General features: G+C 66.1%; 18 protein-coding genes. 4 read left to right on the top strand and 14 right to left on the bottom strand.

Annotated elements, in window-relative coordinates:
- The first annotated feature begins 51 nt into the window (after positions 1-51).
- From thiB to CFP68_RS10080, 3 genes are read left to right on the top strand one after another with little or no spacing between them, the layout of a single operon-like run.
- The gene (thiB, locus tag CFP68_RS10090) at positions 52-1038 is read left to right on the top strand and encodes a thiamine ABC transporter substrate binding subunit (protein ID WP_099826785.1); all 987 of its coding nucleotides are present in this window, start codon (positions 52-54) and stop codon (positions 1036-1038) included.
- Complete coding sequence (locus tag CFP68_RS10085) at positions 1014-2591, top strand: ABC transporter permease family protein (protein WP_099826784.1); 1578 nt, start codon at positions 1014-1016, stop codon at positions 2589-2591. Before thiB ends, CFP68_RS10085 begins: the two co-directional genes overlap by 25 nt.
- The gene (locus CFP68_RS10080; RefSeq protein WP_099826783.1) at positions 2578-3285 is read left to right on the top strand and encodes a thiamine ABC transporter ATP-binding protein; all 708 of its coding nucleotides are present in this window, start codon (positions 2578-2580) and stop codon (positions 3283-3285) included. The genes CFP68_RS10085 and CFP68_RS10080 overlap by 14 nt, the downstream gene beginning before the upstream one ends.
- Before the next feature lie 90 nt (positions 3286-3375).
- On the opposite strand, the gene CFP68_RS10075 is transcribed toward CFP68_RS10080, so the two are convergent.
- The 11 genes from CFP68_RS10075 to dapD form a co-directional block, all read right to left on the bottom strand.
- Entirely contained in the window at positions 3376-4188 is an 813-nt protein-coding gene (locus CFP68_RS10075) for a cytochrome c1 (protein WP_099826782.1), read from the bottom strand.
- A 17-nt stretch (positions 4189-4205) separates the two neighbouring features.
- Positions 4206-5549, bottom strand: a complete 1344-nt coding sequence (petB, locus tag CFP68_RS10070) for a cytochrome b (protein ID WP_099826781.1) — start codon at positions 5547-5549, stop codon at positions 4206-4208.
- A gap of 11 nt (positions 5550-5560) precedes the next feature.
- Complete coding sequence (gene petA, locus CFP68_RS10065) at positions 5561-6136, bottom strand: ubiquinol-cytochrome c reductase iron-sulfur subunit (protein ID WP_099826882.1); 576 nt, start codon at positions 6134-6136, stop codon at positions 5561-5563.
- Between the two features lie 187 nt (positions 6137-6323).
- The gene (locus CFP68_RS10060) at positions 6324-7553 is read right to left on the bottom strand and encodes a lytic murein transglycosylase (RefSeq protein WP_099826881.1); all 1230 of its coding nucleotides are present in this window, start codon (positions 7551-7553) and stop codon (positions 6324-6326) included.
- Between the two features lie 107 nt (positions 7554-7660).
- Positions 7661-9931: a ribonuclease R gene (gene rnr, locus CFP68_RS10055; protein ID WP_099826780.1), complete on the bottom strand. Its 2271-nt coding sequence runs from the start codon at positions 9929-9931 to the stop codon at positions 7661-7663.
- Positions 9932-9962: 31 nt separating this feature from the next.
- Complete coding sequence (locus CFP68_RS10050; protein ID WP_099826779.1) at positions 9963-10553, bottom strand: TIGR04282 family arsenosugar biosynthesis glycosyltransferase; 591 nt, start codon at positions 10551-10553, stop codon at positions 9963-9965.
- Complete coding sequence (locus tag CFP68_RS10045) at positions 10553-10975, bottom strand: GNAT family N-acetyltransferase (protein ID WP_099826778.1); 423 nt, start codon at positions 10973-10975, stop codon at positions 10553-10555. The genes CFP68_RS10050 and CFP68_RS10045 overlap by 1 nt, the downstream gene beginning before the upstream one ends.
- Entirely contained in the window at positions 10972-12114 is a 1143-nt protein-coding gene (gene dapE, locus CFP68_RS10040) for a succinyl-diaminopimelate desuccinylase (protein WP_099826777.1), read from the bottom strand. Before dapE ends, CFP68_RS10045 begins: the two co-directional genes overlap by 4 nt.
- Positions 12115-12163: 49 nt before the next feature.
- The gene (locus CFP68_RS10035) at positions 12164-12508 is read right to left on the bottom strand and encodes a hypothetical protein (protein WP_099826776.1); all 345 of its coding nucleotides are present in this window, start codon (positions 12506-12508) and stop codon (positions 12164-12166) included.
- A gap of 45 nt (positions 12509-12553) precedes the next feature.
- Positions 12554-12799 (bottom strand): GlsB/YeaQ/YmgE family stress response membrane protein, encoded by a 246-nt coding sequence (locus CFP68_RS10030; protein ID WP_099826775.1) that lies wholly within the window; start codon positions 12797-12799, stop codon positions 12554-12556.
- A gap of 141 nt (positions 12800-12940) precedes the next feature.
- Positions 12941-13765, bottom strand: a complete 825-nt coding sequence (dapD, locus tag CFP68_RS10025; RefSeq protein WP_099826774.1) for a 2,3,4,5-tetrahydropyridine-2,6-dicarboxylate N-succinyltransferase — start codon at positions 13763-13765, stop codon at positions 12941-12943.
- A 151-nt stretch (positions 13766-13916) separates the two neighbouring features.
- Here dapD and CFP68_RS10020 point away from each other — a divergent pair, with 151 nt between their 5' ends.
- Positions 13917-14747: an LOG family protein gene (locus CFP68_RS10020; protein ID WP_099826773.1), complete on the top strand. Its 831-nt coding sequence runs from the start codon at positions 13917-13919 to the stop codon at positions 14745-14747.
- A gap of 7 nt (positions 14748-14754) precedes the next feature.
- Here CFP68_RS10020 and CFP68_RS10015 read toward each other — a convergent pair whose 3' ends face one another.
- The 3 genes from CFP68_RS10015 to CFP68_RS10005 are packed head-to-tail and all read right to left on the bottom strand — an operon-like array spanning position 14755 to position 16642.
- The gene (locus CFP68_RS10015) at positions 14755-14973 is read right to left on the bottom strand and encodes a hypervirulence associated TUDOR domain-containing protein (RefSeq protein WP_099826772.1); all 219 of its coding nucleotides are present in this window, start codon (positions 14971-14973) and stop codon (positions 14755-14757) included.
- Positions 14970-15692 (bottom strand): gamma-glutamyl-gamma-aminobutyrate hydrolase family protein, encoded by a 723-nt coding sequence (locus CFP68_RS10010; RefSeq protein WP_241524032.1) that lies wholly within the window; start codon positions 15690-15692, stop codon positions 14970-14972. Before CFP68_RS10010 ends, CFP68_RS10015 begins: the two co-directional genes overlap by 4 nt.
- Positions 15689-16642, bottom strand: coding sequence for an amidoligase family protein (locus tag CFP68_RS10005; protein ID WP_099826771.1), 954 nt, complete (start codon positions 16640-16642; stop codon positions 15689-15691). The genes CFP68_RS10010 and CFP68_RS10005 overlap by 4 nt, the downstream gene beginning before the upstream one ends.
- Positions 16643-16673 lie beyond the last annotated feature (31 nt).

The raw sequence follows: 16673 nt of genomic DNA, 5'->3' as shown, positions 1-16673 counted from the left end.
ATCACATCTTGTCCGGCTGGCCCGCGCCGCCGTTCTGAAAGGATCGAAGCCATGAAATACCTCGCAACCGGCCTGATGGCCCTGTCTGCCACGGCCGTTTCGGCACAGGAAAAACCGGTGCTGAACGTCTATACCTACGACAGTTTCGTGACCGAGTGGGGGCCGGGCCCGGCGATCGAAAAGGCGTTCGAGGAAACCTGCGCCTGCGATCTGGTGTTCACCGCCGCCGGTGACGGCGCGGCCCTGCTGGCCCGTTTGCGGCTGGAAGGCGCGCGCACCAAGGCCGATGTGGTTCTGGGGCTGGACACCAATCTGACGGGCGCCGCCGCCGAAACCGGCCTGTTCGCGCAATACGACGGTGCGGCGATCGCGTTCGACCTGCCCGTCGAGTGGGAGGATGACACATTCGTGCCCTACGACTGGGGTTATTTCGCCTTCGTCCACGACCGGGCGCTGGCGGATGCCCCCGACAGCTTCCGCGCGCTGGCCGACAGCGATCTGAAGATCGTGATCCAGGATCCCCGCTCGTCCACGCCGGGTCTGGGCCTGCTGCTGTGGGTCAAGGCTGCCTATGGTGACGGGGCCGAATCGATCTGGGCCGACCTGTCCGACAATATCGTCACCGTGACCAAGGGCTGGTCCGAGGCCTATGGCATGTTCCTGGAAGGCGAGGCCGACATGGTGCTGAGCTATACCACGTCACCCGCCTATCACCTGATCGCAGAAGACGATGACAGCAAGACCACCGCGCCGTTCACCGAAGGCCATTACCTGCAAATCGAGGTTGCGGGCGCGGTCGCTTCGTCCGACCAGCCCGAACTGGCCCGCGCGTTTCTGGATTTCATGGTGACCGACGCGTTCCAATCCGTGATCCCGACGACGAACTGGATGTATCCCGCGGTCACGCCCGAGGGTGGTCTGCCCAAGGGCTTTGACACGCTGGTCACGCCCGAAACCGCGCTGTTGTTTCCGGCCGGCGAGGCGACCGAGGCCCGCGACACCGCGCTCGAGGAATGGTTGCGCGCGCTGGGCCGGTAACGGCCTTGCGCCCCCTGGGGTTCAGCGCCGCCGCGCTTGTGCTGGTATTGATCGGCGGCAGCGTCGTGGCGGTGCTGGTGCGGGCCGAGGGCGGTTTTTCCCTTGCGCCACAGGATTGGGCCGCCTTGCGCTTCACGGTGCTTCAGGCGGCGCTGTCGGCGCTGTGTTCCGTCGTGCTGGCGGTGCCGGTAGCGCGCGCGCTGGCGCGGCGGCGGTTCGCAGGGCGCGGGGTTCTGGTCACGCTGATGGGCGCGCCGTTCATCCTGCCGGTGATCGTTGCGGTGCTGGGTCTGGTGATGGTGTTCGGGCGGGCCGGCTGGGTGTCCGACCTGCTGGGCGTTTTCGGGATCGCGCCGCTGAACATCTACGGGTTGAAGGGGGTCGTGCTGGCCCATGTGTTCTTCAACCTGCCACTGGCGACCCGCCTGATCCTTCAGGGGTGGCTGGCGATTCCGGCGGAACGGTTCCGGCTGGCCGCATCGCTGGGGGCCGGACCGCGCGACATCGCGCGGCTGCTGGAACGGCCCATGCTGCGCGCGGTGCTGCCGGGCACGGTGATGGTGATCTTCCTGATCTGCACCACGTCCTTTGCCGTGGCGCTGGCGCTGGGTGGGGGGCCGCGCGCGACCACCGTCGAACTGGCGATCTATCAGGCGTTCCGCTTTGATTTCGATCTGGGCCGCGCGGCGGTTCTGGCGTTGCTGCAACTGGCGCTGTCCGCTGTCGCGGCGATGGTCGCGCTGTGGGTCGCCGTGCCGTCCGACGCCAGCGGCGGCCTGGACCGCACCGTCGAACGCTGGGACGCGACCCGCACCGGCCTGCGGGTGATGGACACCGGGCTGATCGTGCTGGCGGCGCTGTTCCTGTTGCTGCCGCTGCTGGCCATCGCGTTGCGGGGGCTGCCGCAGATCGCGGCATTGGACGCGGCCGTCTGGGCGGCGGCCTGGCGGTCGCTGTGGGTGGCGGGCGTGTCGGTGATCGTGACGCTGGCCCTGGCCCTGCCGCTGGCGCTGACCATTGCCGACCTGCGCGCGCGTCCGCGGGTCGCGCGCGGGGTCGAAATCGTGGTTTACCTTGCCGTCGCAACCTCGCCACTGGTGATCGGCACCGGCCTGTTCCTGTTGATCTTTCCGTTTGCCGATCCCGTCGCGCTGGCGCTGCCCGTCACGGCGCTGGTCAACGGGGTCATGGCATTGCCGTTCGCGTTGCGCGCCATGGTGCCCGCCGCGACAGAAACCGAGGCTCGGTTCGGGCGGTTGGCGGCGTCGCTGGGGCTGACCGGCACGGCCCGGCTGCGCCTTCTGACGCTGCCGCGCCTGCGCCGGTCGCTGGGGTTCTCGGCGGCCCTAGCGGCGGCGCTGTCGCTGGGCGATCTGGGGGTGATCACCCTGTTTGCCGATCCGGGCGAGGCGACACTGCCCTTGCTGCTGTACCGGCTGATGGCAGGTTATCAAATGGATGCGGCGGCGGGCGTGGCGCTGTTGCTGCTGGCGCTCAGCCTCGGGGTGTTCTGGCTGCTGGATCGCGGGGGGCGTGTGGATGCTGAGGTTTGACCGTCTGGACCTGCGACAGGGCGCGTTCCGGTTGACCGCCGACCTGACGATTGCCAAAGGGGATCGCGTTACCGTCATGGGACCGTCCGGTGCCGGCAAATCCACCCTGCTGGCGGCGATCGGCGGGTTCTTCGCGCCGGCGTCGGGGGCGATCGTCTGGGACGGCCACGCCATCGACGGCCTGCCCCCCGGCCAACGGCCGGTCAGCACGATCTTTCAGGACAACAACCTGTTTCCGCACCTGACCCTGTTCCAGAACACCGCCATGGGCGTGCGGCCGTCGGGCCGCGCCAGCGCCGCTGAGACCGCGCAGATCCACGAGGCGCTGGAGGCTGTGGGGCTGTCGGGCATGGGCGCGCGCAAGCCCGCGACCCTTTCGGGGGGGCAGCAAAGCCGCGCCGCCCTGGCGCGGATGCTGGTCCAGGCGCGGCCGATCGTGCTTCTGGACGAACCCTTCTCGGCCCTTGGCCCGGCCCTGCGGGCCGAGATGATCGGGCTGGTCACGGCGCTGTGCGACCGGACCGAGGCGACCTTGCTTATGGTCAGTCACGATCCCGGCGATGCGCTGCTGCTGGGGGGGGATCTGATGCTGGTGGCCGAGAGCGTCGTGCATCCGCCGGAAGAGGCCGCCGGTGCGTTGGCGGCGCCGGGGCCGGCGCTGGCCGCTTATCTGGGGCCGACGCGCCCCGGTTGACACGCCAGCGCGGATCACGGCAGGGCGCGACGCAAAAGGGCGGATCGTTTCCGATCCGCCCTTTATCTGTCGTGGCACAAAATCGAAGGCCTACTTCGCTGGCGTGTCCGCTTCGACGCGGCCCTTGATCGGCAGCCAGATCCGCTTGTTCGTGAAATACAGCAGCGTTCCCAGCAGGATCAGCATCAGAACACCGACGAACCCGGCCTGCTTGCGGGCCATCAGCTTGGGCTCCGCCGTCCACATCAGGAAGGCGGCGACGTCCTTGGACTGGGCGTCGATGCTGTTGTCCTCGCCGTTGACGTAGGTCACGTCCTCGCCGTAGAGGGCCGGCGGCATCGAGATCCAGCCGCCGGGGAAGGCGGTGTTTTCATAAAACAGCGTTCCCGCCTGTTCCTTTTCCTCGCCGGTGTAACCGGTCAGCAGGGCGTGGATATATTCCGGCCCGCCCATGCCCTTGAGGAACTGGTTGATGCCCAACCCGTAGGGGCCGTGGAAACCGGCGCGTGCCTTGGCCATCAGGGTCAGGTCCGGCGCGGTTGCCAGCCCGCTCTTGCCGAAGTGGTCGGTTTCCTTGGCGGGGCGAAAATCGCCCTCGCCATCGGCCAGCTCGGGATCGAAGACCTCGTATTGGCTGGCATAGGCGCGAACCTGATCCTCGGGAAGTTCCGGTCCGCCCGGTGCGGCAAGATCGCGATAGGTCAGGTATTGCAGGCCGTGACAGGCCGAACAGATCTCGGTGTAGACCTGCAGGCCGCGCTGCAACTGCTGCTGGTCATAGGTGCCGAACGGCCCCTCGAAGGAGAAGTCCACATCGTCGACGTGGCCTCCTTCGGCGGCCAGCGCGGCCCCGGAGGGCAGGGCCAGCGCAAAGGCTGCGGCGAGGGTGAGATGCTTGAGCATTGTCGTGCAGTCCTTTCTCACTCGGCCGGATTCACGAGGGTCTTGGTGCCCCCGGTTTTCGGCGCATAGTGTTCTTCGAAATCGTCCTCGATCGTGGCGGGACGCGGCAGCGGTTTCTCGATCACGCCCAGCAGGGGCAGGATGACGAGGAAATAGCCGAACCAATAGGCCGAGGCGATCAGAGAGATCGAGGCATAGGGTTCGGTGGTCGGCATCGCGCCCACCCACATCAGCACCATGAAATCGACGCACAGCAGCGCGAACCACCACTTGAACATCGGGCGATACCGACCCGAGCGTACCGACGACGTGTCAAGCCAGGGCGCCAGGGCCATGACGATGATCGCGCCGAACATGGCCAGCACACCGAAGAACTTGGCGTCGATGATGCCACCGGTGATGAAGCTGGCGAACTGCACGACCCAGACGTCCGCGGTGAAGGCGCGCAAAATCGCATAGAACGGCAGGAAATACCATTCGGGCACGATATGGGCGGGCGTCGCCAGCGGGTTGGCCGGGATATAGTTGTCGGGGTGGCCCAGATAGTTCGGCATGAAGCCGACGATCGCGAAATACACCGCCAGGATCACGACCAGCGCGAACAGGTCCTTCATCACGAAGTAGGGGAAGAAGGGAACCGTATCCTTCTGTGCATCGGCCTTGGACGTGCGGCGCACTTCGACACCGGTGGGGTTGTTGTTGCCCGTGGTGTGGAAGGCCCAGATGTGCAGGATCACGAGACCCGCGATGACGAACGGCAGCAGGTAATGCAGCGAGAAGAACCGCGTCAGGGTATAGTTTCCGACGGCCGGTCCGCCCAGCAGCCAGGTCTGAAGCGTTTCGCCGACGAAGGGGATCGCGCCGAACAGGCCGGTGATCACGGTGGCGCCCCAGAACGACATCTGGCCCCACGGCAGGACATAGCCCATGAACGCGGTGGCCATCATCAGCAGATAGATCAGGATGCCGATGATCCAGGTCACCTCGCGCGGTTCCTTGTACGAGCCGTAATAGAGGCCGCGGAAGATGTGCAGATAGACCGCCACGAAGAACAGCGACGCACCGTTCGTGTGCATGTAACGCAGCATGAAGCCGCCGTTGACGTTGCGCATGATATGCTCGACGCTGGCGAAGGCCAGCGAGGTGTCGGGCGTGTAATGCATGACCAGGACAATGCCGGTCACGATCTGAAGCACCAGACAGAAGGTCAGCACGATCCCCCAGATCCACATCCAGTTCAGGTTCTTGGGGGTGGGGATCATCAGGGTGTCATACAGCAGGCCGACGATCGGCAGCCGCTTGTGAAGCCACTTTTCGCCGCCGGTCGTCGGTTCGTAATGGTCGTGTGGGATTCCAGCCATTGGGGCCTCCGTTATCCGAGGACGATCGTCGACTCGTCGGCGAACGAGGCGACAGGAATATGCAGGTTCTCAGGGGCGGGGCCGCGGCGGATGCGTCCGGCCGTGTCATAGTGCGACCCGTGGCAGGGGCAGAACCAGCCGCCGAAATCGCCGGCGTCGCCCAGCGGCACACAGCCGAGGTGGGTGCAGACGCCGATCATGACCAGCCATTCCTCGTTCGCCTCGTCCCCCGGGGGCACCAGCGCACGGTTGGGATCGGTGGCGGGGGCGGTCGCGTCGATGTTCGGGTTGCGCGCGATCTGGTCGGGCAGGTCGGACACGTCGACGGCCCTCGCCTCGGCGATTTCCTCTTCGGTGCGGCGCCGGATGAACACCGGCTTGCCCAGATACTTGACGGTCATCTGCGTGCCCGGTTCAAGCGAGCTGACGTCGACGCGGATCGACGACAGCGCCTGAACGTCCGACGACGGATTCATCTGGTTCACAAGCGGCCAGATGGTGGCACCTGCGAGGACGGTGCCGGCACCTGCGGTCGCGTAATACAAAAAATCGCGGCGCGTGCCTGGGGTCTCGTCTGCGTGGGACACGACATTCTCCATTTTCTTGCCCGTTGCCGGGAATGAACGATCGGAGCGCCCCGAAGGCACCCTCATAAAAAAGTTGTCTAACGGGCGAATGGCGTCAGGTCCAGCGGACAAAGGCGCGCGGGGCACGGGTTCTTCCGCAAAACCCCGCGCGACCGGTGGCGGTCGCCGTCCGCCACCGGTCCCACCTTCAGCGCAGCTTTTCGAGTATCGCCAGCGACGCATATCCGTCGGGTGCCTGGTCGACCGACCGCTGGAATTGGCGCACCGCCTGGATGGTCAGCGGTCCGATCTTGCCGTCGATGCCCTTGGTGTCGAACCCCTTGGCGGTCAGGCGGCGCTGCAGTTCGCGGCGCTCATCGAAGGTCAGCGCGCGGTCGCCGCGGGGCCATTCGGCGCGAATCGGGGCGCCGCCCGCGATCCGGTCGGCCAGGTGGCCCACGCCGATCACATAGGCATCGGCGGTGTTGTAACGTTCGATCACCGCGAAGTTGTCGAAGACCAGGAAGGCCGCGCCCTGCGCCCCGGCGGGCAACAGGACCGAGGCGCGCCCGTGATCCGTCACCGCCGCCCCGTCGACGCCGACGACCCCTTGCCTTGCCCAATCCGAGGGCAACATCCGCGTGTCGCGGTTGGCCCGTGCGTAATCGAACCCGTCAGGCAGCGTGACCTCGACCCCCCAAGGCTGACCCTTCTGCCAGCCATGGCGTTTCAGGTAGGCGGCGGTCGAGGCCAGGGCGTCGGTCGGATCGTCGCCCCAGATGTCGCGTTTGCCATCGCCGGTGAAATCGACGGCATGGGTCAGATAGGATGTCGGGATGAACTGTGTGTGCCCCATGGCCCCGGCCCAGGATCCGTCCATGGCGCGCGGATCGGTATCGCCCGCCTCGAGGATCTTCAGCGCGGCGATCAGCTGTGCCTCGAAGAACCGCCCGCGCCGCCCGTCATAGGCCAGCGTGGCCAGCGATTGCACCACGTCGCTGCTGCCCTTGAAGGTGCCATAGGCGCTTTCCAGCCCCCAGATCGCGACGACGACCTCCTTGTCGACACCATAGTCGGCTTCGATCCGGCTGAGCACGGCGTCGTGGCGGGCCAGTGCCGCCTTGCCGTTGCTGACCCGCAGGTCCGAGACGGCAGTGTCCAGATACGCCCAGATCGTCTTGGTGAATTCCGACTGGTTGCGGTCGCGCCGGATCACTTCGGGGTCATAGGCGATGCCGTCAAAGGCCCGGTCGAACACCGCAGCGGTGATTCCCTGGGCCAGGGCGCGGCCCCGGAAATCGCGGCTCCAGTCCGTGAAACCGCGTGCCTTGCGCGCAAGCTCGGCGTTCACGACGGCAGGGGCGGCCTGTGCCATGGCTTGAGGGCCGGAGTGAAGCGTGACGGCCGCCATCATCGCCATCGCGCCGGAAAAAAGCATGAATCGTTGCATGAGATACCTGCAATCTGCCTGAAAGACCCAAATTGGGTCATTATCGGAAACAGCTTAACCGAAGGTGTCCGTCTGGCAAAGCCGTACCGGCGGGATCAGCGCCGGGTGCGTTTCACCTTGCGCTTGACCTTGGCGGCCTTGGCGCGGGCCTTGCCCGGTTTGCGTTTGGCACCGCCCGCGCGACCACGGGGCGTGGGCCCGCGTGCGACGCCGTCGCCTTCAACCGCCAGCAGTTCGAGGATCAGGCCGCCGGTGACGGGCACCGCTTCGGTCAGGCGTACCGTGACCTTTTGACCCAGACCCAGGGTGAGGCCGCTGTCCGATCCCTGCAATGTCTGGGCGTCGGGGTCGAAGTGGAAGAATTCGCGCCCCAGGGTGCGCACCGGAATCAGCCCGTCGGCCCCGGTTTCGTCCAGCCGGACGAAGGCACCGAACTTCTGGATGCCGGAAATCCGGCCGGCCAACTCGGTGCCGATCCGTTCCGACAGGAACGCCGCCAGGTAGCGGTCGGTCGTGTCGCGTTCGGCCGCCATCGACCGGCGTTCGGTGTCGGAAATCAGCTTGGCCGTGTCCTCCAGCGTCTCGATCTCCTCGGCGCTCAGCCCGTCCTTGCGGGGGTCCGGCCCCCATCCGTGGGCCTTGATCAGGGCGCGATGCACGATCAGGTCGGAATAGCGCCGGATCGGCGATGTGAAATGCGCATAGTTTCGCAACGCCAACCCGAAATGGCCAAAGTTCTCGGGGAAGTAATAGGCCTGGGTCATCGCCCGCAGGGTCGACATGTTCATCAACTCGTCGAAATCGGTGCCTTCGGCCTGGGCCAGAAGCTGGTTCAGGTGCCGGGTCTGCAACACCTGCCCCTTGGCCAGGGTCAGGCCCGACGCCTGGGCCACCTCGCGCAGCGCGTCCAGTTTTTCGGGGCTCGGTTCCTCGTGGATCCGGAACAGCAGCGGCGTGCGGCGCTTGACCAACTCTTCGGCGGCGGCGACGTTGGCCAGCACCATGAACTCCTCGATCAGCTTGTGCGCCTCAAGACGTTCCTTGAACGCCACGCTTCGGACGCGGCCGTCCTCGTCCAACTCGATCCGCCGTTCCGGAAGCTCCAGCGCCAGGGGCTGGCGCGCGGCGCGGGCCGTCGCCAGCGCGCGATAGGCGGCATAGAGCGGTTCGATCAGGGTATTCATGACCGGAGCCAGCCGGTCGGAAGGCGCACCGTCGGCGGCGGTCTGCACCTCTTCATAGGTCAGCGAGGCATGCGAGCGCATCATCGCCCGTTCGAACCGATGCGACAGCTTGTTGCCGTCGGCGTCGATCTGCATCCGCACGGCGATCACCGCACGGTCGACCCCTTCGTGCAGCGAACACAGATCGCCCGACAGCATGTCGGGCAGCATCGGCACGACGCGGTCGGGGAAATAGGTGGAATTGCCGCGGTTCTTCGCCTCGCGGTCCAGCGCGCTGCCCGGACGGACGTAATAGGCGACGTCGGCGATGGCGACCCAGACGACATGACCGTCCGGGTTCGCGGGATCGTCGTCGGCATGGGCATAGCAGGCGTCGTCGTGATCGCGCGCATCGGCCGGATCGATCGTGACCAGCGGCAGATCGCGCAGGTCGGTGCGGCCCTTCATCGTGGCGGGTTTCGCGGCCTCGGCCTGTTTCAGCACGTCATCGGGGAAATCGTCGGGGATGCCGTGCTGGTGGATTGCGATCAGCGACACCGCCTTGGGCCCCGACGGGTCCCCCAGCCGTGCAACGATGCGCGCGGCAGGCAGGCCCATGCGGTTCTTCGGCCCGGCCAGTTCCGCCTCGACCAATTCGCCGTCTTGGGCGTCGTGGGTGGCACCGGCGGCGACACGCCATTCGGTGTCGGCGCCCTTGTCCACCGGCACGATCCGCCCGCCTTCGGATGCGGCGCGGAACACGCCCAGGATCTTGCGCGCGCTCGCCTGGATGCGGCGGATCAGGCGGGCCTCGTAATCGTGATCCTCGCCCGGGGTCTGAGTCAGACGGGCAAGGATGCGGTCGCCTTCGGCCAGCGCCGGATCGCCCTGGCGCGCGAGGAACAGGATCTTCGGTTCCGCCCCGTCGCCCTGCCATTCCATCGGTCTGGCATAGAGATCGCCGTCTTTGTCTGGCCCGGTGATGCCCAGCACCGACACCGGCGGCAGGCTGTCGGGGTCGCGATAGGTCTTGCGCCGCTTTTGCAGGTGACCTTCGGACTCAAGCTCTTTCAGCAGGCGTTTGAGGTCGATCCGCGCCGCGCCCTTGATCCCGAAAGCGCGGGCGATGTCGCGCTTGGCGGTCTGGGTGGGGTTTTCGGCGATCCATTGCAGGATCTCGGGCTTTGTGGGGATGCGTGTCATGCCTGCTGGCTATCATGGCGCGTGGTAGGTGTCAGCGCGATTGTGTGGCCGGCGTCAGATCGGCGGCGGTGTCCACATCCGACAGTGTCGCCGCCCGCGCCCAGTCCAGATGCGGCGCCGACGCGATGGTATCGGCCATGGCGGTCGCGCTGGACCAGCGGACGCCGTGGAACAGGCCGGGCGGAACCGCGCGCGTGCGCCGCAGCCCGACCAGCCAGTAACCGCCATCGGTGGCGGGGCCCAGCACGGCGTCGTGCCGGCCCAACAGATCGAAGGCTTCGGCAATGCGCGGGCGGGTGACGCCGGGGATGTCGGCGCCGATCACGGCGACCGGGCCGGGGGCAGGGTGGCGGAGCAGGCGCAGCATCCGCGCGCCCAGATCGCCGTGTCCCTGGGGAATGCGCGCCAGATCGGCGGGCCAGATGCGGCTGTCCAATCCCGCCCGGTCGGGGGACACCGCCACCGAAAGCGTCCAGCGCGGATCGCGCAACCGCGCCAGCACCGACAGCGCCTGATGACGGAACCACCACGCGGCGGGCACCAAGCCGATGTCGCGGCCAAGCCGGGTCTTGACCCGGCCGGGGCGAGGTTCCTTCACCATCACGATCAGGTGGCGTCGCATCAAAGGTGGTGGTCGATGTCGCGGTGCGGAATCCCCGCGTCGTCGTATTGGGGGCCAAACGCGACAAAGCCCAGCCGTTCATAGAACCCGATGGCGTGGATCTGGGCCCCCAGACGGGCCGTGGTCACGCCCGGCATCGCGCGCACCTGTTCCAGCGCGGCGCGGATCAGGTGCGCGCCCAGACCCGTGCCGCGATGGGTGGCCAGCACACAGACCCGGCCGATGTATGCGATCTCGTCCCGCCGGAATACCCTTGCGGTGCCGACCGGACGGTTCGCGTCGCAGGCCAGCAGGTGAATGCAGGCGCCGTCCAGATCGTCCCACTCATCGGCCTCGGCAATGCCCTGTTCGGCGATGAACACCGCCCGGCGCAGGGCGTGGCAGGCGGCAAGATCATCTGTCACGCGGATCGTGACGTTCATGCAAAGAAATCGGTCAGGATGCGGTGATAGACGGCCTTGAGCTGGCGGATGTGGTCGATTTCGACACATTCGTCAGCCTGGTGCATGGTGCGCCCGACCAGGCCGAATTCCACCACCGGGCAGTAATCCTTGACGAATCGCGCGTCCGAGGTGCCGCCGGTGGTGGACAACACGGGTTGCATGCCGGTTTCGGCCTGCACCGCCCGCGCGACCAGGTCCGACAGGTCGCCCGGCGGTGTCAAGAAGCTTTCGCCGCTGATTCGCACGTCCATGTCAATCGTGACATCGGTTTCGGCGGCCACCTTCGCGGCCTCGGCGCGCAGCCATTCGGTAAGGTCCGCGCCCGAATGGGTGTCGTTGAAGCGGATGTTGATCGTGGCCCGGCACGCGCCGGGAATGACGTTGTTCGCCGGGTTGCCCGTGTCGACGGTGGTGATCGCGAGAGTCGAGGCGTCGAAATGATCGGTGCCCGTGTCCAACTCGTGCGAGGCCAGCCGATCCAGCAGCCGCACCATGGCGGGCAACGGATTTTTCGCGCGATGGGGATAGGCGGAATGGCCCTGAACGCCGGTGGCGGTGACATAGGCGGTCATCGAGCCGCGCCGCCCGATCTTGATCATCTCGCCCATCGTTTCGGGGCAGGTGGGTTCACCCACCAGACAGACATCCATCCGCTCGCCGTTGTCCGCCATCCAGTCGAGGATCGCGGTGGTGCCGTCGATGCCGTCGCCTTCCTCGTCGCCGGTGATGGTCAGCACCACCGCGCCGTCGGGCGGGGTGTCGGTAACGAAATCGATGGCGGCGGCGGCAAAGGCGGCCACCCCCGATTTCATGTCGCAGGCGCCGCGACCATACATCACCCCATCGACGATCTCGGCGCCGAACGGATCATGGGTCCAGTCCGACAGGGGGCCGGTCGGCACCACATCGGTATGGCCGTTGAATCCGAACACCCGGCGGTTGCCGCCATCGCCCCAGCGGGCGTGAAGGTTGCTGATGCCGCCCCGTTCGATACGGGTGCAGACGAACCCGGCCTGTTCCAGAAGCTGTTGAAGCAGGACGATCGCGCCGCCTTCTTCGGGGGTGACCGAAGGGCAACGGATCAGATCGGCGGTCAGGGCGACGGGATCGGTGGGCATTGCGGGGCTCCTTGTGCTGGTCCCGCGATACCGCTCTCCCGGCGCTGGCTCAAGTCCCGGTGGGTTCGGATTTTTCGAAGAAAGGGGTCATCTGGGCGACGATCACGGCGTTTTCAGCCGCCGCGCGATCCATCAGGGCGCGCTCCTCGTCGGCGATGTCGTGCCCGTCTTCCAGGCGTTCCTCAAGCGTGCCGTAACCGGTGACATCCAGCGGGGCCAGATCGGCCTGCTTCAGGATCGCGACGGTTTCACGCACGGCCTCGGCTTCGTCCACGCCGGCGGCATAGCACATCAGCGCGGCGCCGGTTGACCCTTCAGGCAGGCCATCGCCGGCCTTGCGACCGACGTCGACCAACAACGTATAGACAAAGCGGGGTTTCGTGGATTTCGCCATGGGCAGGGGAGTGCCAGCAGCCGGAGCCGCTGGCAAGTCCGATGTTCAGGATCTGACGCGGCGCCAGACGAAAATCAGCAGGCAGGCGCCGATCAGCCCGACAATCAACTGCGGCACCCAGGCATCCGCGGCATAGATGCCGAACACGCTGAGGATCAGGTTCAGGATGACCGCGCCGACGATCCCGAGGCCGATGTTCAGGATGATCCCGGTATCGGCTTTCATGATCATGCTGGCGATCCATCCCGCCAGTCCCCCGACGATGATCGCGCCCAGAAATCCGATGCCCATGTGTGTCTCCTGATTGGATGTAAACCTGAAGGTGATAAGAGCCGTCGGCGCGATTGGTTCCCTGCAAAGCGAAACTTCCGCGCACAAGGGGAACGGGGACCGGCGTGGCCGGTCACCGTTTTGTCGAAGGGCGCGCGCGGCTCAGTCGCGCAGCAGGTCGTTGATTGCGGTCTTCGACCGGGTGCGTTCATCGACCCGCTTCACGATCACCGCACAATAGAGGTGGACGCCGTTCTTCGACGGCATCGACCCGGCGACGACCACGGAATAGGGCGGCACCTCGCCATAGGTGACGTTGCCGGTCTCGCGATCCACGATCTTGGTGGATTTGCCGATGAACACGCCCATGCCCAGAACCGATCCTTCGCGCACGATGCAGCCTTCGACCACTTCGGAACGCGCGCCGATAAAGCAGTTGTCCTCGATGATGGTGGGGCCGGCCTGCATGGGTTCCAGAACGCCGCCGATGCCGACACCGCCCGACAGGTGCACGTTCTTGCCGATCTGGGCGCAGGATCCCACCGTCGCCCAAGTGTCGACCATGGTGCCGCTGTTGATATGCGCACCGAGGTTGACGAAGGACGGCATCAGAACGACGCCAGGCGCCACATAGGCCGATTTGCGCACGACGCAGTTGGGCACGGCGCGAAAGCCCGCGGCCTTCCATTGTGCATCGTTCCAGCCCGCGAACTTGCTGTCGACCTTGTCCCACCAGCCGCCGCCTTGCGGGCCGCCGGCCTGATGTTCCATGTCCTTGATGCGAAATCCCAGAAGCACCGCCTTCTTGGCCCATTGGTTGACGTGCCAATCGCCGTTTTCCTGACGCTCGGCCACGCGCAGTTCGCCGGAATCCAGCGCGTTCAGCGTGTCCTCGATGGCGTCGCGCGTTTCGCCCGTGGTGGCCGGGGTGATCGTGTCGCGATCTTCCCAGGCGGATTCGATGGCGGTTTCAAGCTGTCGGGTCATGATGGCCCCCTGTTTCTGGCAATGTTGCGGCGTTGTCACGTGCTATAGGCAGTCGCGCGCGGTCACGCAATCCGCGGGTGGCCTTACATCGGGCGGTCGGTGGCGTTATACGCGTCCGGCAGACCGCGTTGCCGATCCACAGGAGCCCTTGATGACCGCAGACCACCGCACCGCCCGACTGGACGCTCTCACGGCGAAGGGCATCCCGCACACGCCGCAGACCGTCGCGCCCTCGTATGCGTTGGCCTTCACCGACGGCGATTTCCTGACCCGTCGCGAGACGCGCAGCGTGCGGTTGCAGCTTGAGTTGATGAAGGCCGACCTGTTGCTGGCCGAAGCGGGGATCGAGACGACGATCGTGATGTTCGGCGGCGCCCGGGTGCCCGCGCCCGAGGCAAGCGAGGGGGCAAAGCCGGGGCTGGCCGCGCTTTCGGTCTTTTACGAAGAGGCGCGCATCTTCGCGGCCCTGATGACCGAACGGTCATTGCGCAACGGCGGCAATCGCGGTGTGATCGTCACCGGCGGCGGTCCGGGCGTGATGGAGGCCGGAAGCCGCGGCGCGGAAGAAGCCGGCGGCCGCTCGGTCGGACTGAACATCGTGCTGCCCCATGAACAGGCGCCCAACCCCTATGTCACGCCGGGGCTGTGCTTCAACTTCCACTATTTCGCGATCCGCAAGATGCACTTTCTGATGCGGGCCGAATCGATCTGCGTGTTTCCGGGCGGTTTCGGCACCCTGGACGAACTGTTCGAGGCACTGACCCTGATCCAGACGGGCCGGATGGAACGGATGCCCGTCCTGCTGTTCGGGCGCGCGTTCTGGGAAGGCATCGTCAACTGGCAGGCACTGGTGGATGCCGGAACCATCGCCGCCGAGGATCTGGACCTGTTCCGCTTTGTCGAAACCGCCGACGAGGCGGTGGCCGCGATCGACAACTGGGACGGCAAGGGCACCAAGCGTCAGAACATTCCCGGCATCTGACCGGCGGTCAGTTCGCCTTGGTCAGCTCGCTGCCCGATTTCAGCACCTCGTCGCCGTCGTCCTGTTCGATCAGGTAGGCGGGGTCGTCGTCGGACGCATCTCGGGTGACCTCGTTGCCCTTGATCGTGCGGGTGACCTTGCTGGTGTATTTCTTCATCACCTTGCCTGACCCGGTGCCATTGCCCCAGTTCCATTCGACCTTGGTGCCGTGGGTGTAATCCGTCATTCCATCACCTCCTGTGTTTCGCGGACTGCCTGAATCTGGTTTTCGCCCTCGCGGCGGGCCTGTGCCGCGCACACCAGCGCCTGAAACAGGGCGCGTTGGCGATGCGCATAGAACAGGTGTTCGGGATGCCACTGCACGCCCAGCGCCATGGGGTCGGCGACCCGTTCGATGGCCTGTATCATGCCGCCGTCATCGCGCGCCGACACCTGCAAACCTTGGCCCAGGTTCTCGACCGCCTGGGAATGCAGGGCGTTGACCTTCATCACCTTCGTTCCCGCCAACCCGGCCAGTCGCGTGCCGGGGGTGACATGCACCGTCTTGCGCGGCAGGATCGTCCAGTATTTGCGGCTTTTCAGATAGGTGCCATAGGCATCCTGATCCAGGTTGCCGCCCAACGCCACATTCAGCATCTGCGAGCCGCGACAGATCCCCAGCACCGGCTTGTTCTGCTCGAAGGCGGCGCGCACCAGGCGCTGTTCCATCTCATCGCGGGCGGGGTCCAACCGGGCGCTGGTGATCAGCTTGCCGCCATAGAGGTCGGGCGAGATGTCGTCACCGCCCCCGATGATCACCCCGTCGACGTGGTCGATGTCCTGTGGGCGGGTCGATACCCAGCGCACGGCCGTGCCGCCGGCCAGCCAGACGTTCAGCCGCATCAGCGGAAACACCCGCCATCCCGATTTGAGCGAGGTCGTGACGCCGATCACCGGTCTGCTCAAGCTGCACCCCCGGCCATTGCGTGCCGTTTCAGGATCGCACCCGACACATCGGCCCAGTCGGGTCGGGTCAGCGCAAAGGTGTCACGGTTCACCCGCCAGGCCAGAACCAGTTCACTCAGGATCTCGGGATTACAGGCAACCCGTTCGACCGCCAGCCAGCGTTGCCAGGCCCGATCAAGCGACCAGCCGGGTTCGTCGATCAGGCAGTCGGGCAGACGGAAATGGAAGGTCGGGCGCACCGCCTGATCCGCGCCCATCCGGGCCTTCACTTCCTGGGGATAGAGGTGGGCGAACAGCGGCAGCATGTCCAACCCGTAATTTCGCGAAGCAGCATGTTTCAGATAGGTGGCGATCACCCGGTCCAACGCGGCATCCGGCCCCAGTTCGACCAACGCATCGGTCAGGCGTGCGGGATAGGGGTCGGAGAACGGCAGCAGCCGCCGGGTGGGGTTGATCGGCGCCATCAGGCGCGACCATTGTTCGATCAGCGCCCAGGCCAGCAGGATCGGCACGATGTCGTGGGCGTCTTCGCCCGGCGTCTCGACGTTCAGATGAACCCCGAACCCATAGAAGATGCCCGCCGCACTGCCCAGTGCACCGGCATCCCGCAGCGGTGCAATCGTGCTTTCGAGCGCCAGCAATCCGTCGCGGTCCAGCGGTTCGGTGACGATCTCGACCGGGATCAGGTCGTGCCCCGCGTCCAGCACGGTGTCGCGCAACAGCGATTGCTTCTTCTGGTGCAGGAAGATGTCGAGATAGACCTTGACCGTCCCGATGCGCGTGCCTTCGACGATCCAGTCCACACGGTCGGTCTGGCGCGCCGTGCCGCCCAGTGTGCGGGCCACGACCTGGGCGGCCGCCGCTTCCTTCAGCCCGCCAAATTCGATTTCGACGCCGGTCTTGCGGGGCGTTCCCGCCACGGTATCGGGTCTTGGCAAAGGGTCGAACAAATCGGTTTCCTTCGTGTAACCCTCACGCAAC

Source organism: Oceaniglobus indicus (assembly GCF_002751875.1).
Classification (GTDB): domain Bacteria; phylum Pseudomonadota; class Alphaproteobacteria; order Rhodobacterales; family Rhodobacteraceae; genus Oceaniglobus; species Oceaniglobus indicus.
This window is presented reverse-complemented; position numbering and strand designations above follow the sequence as displayed.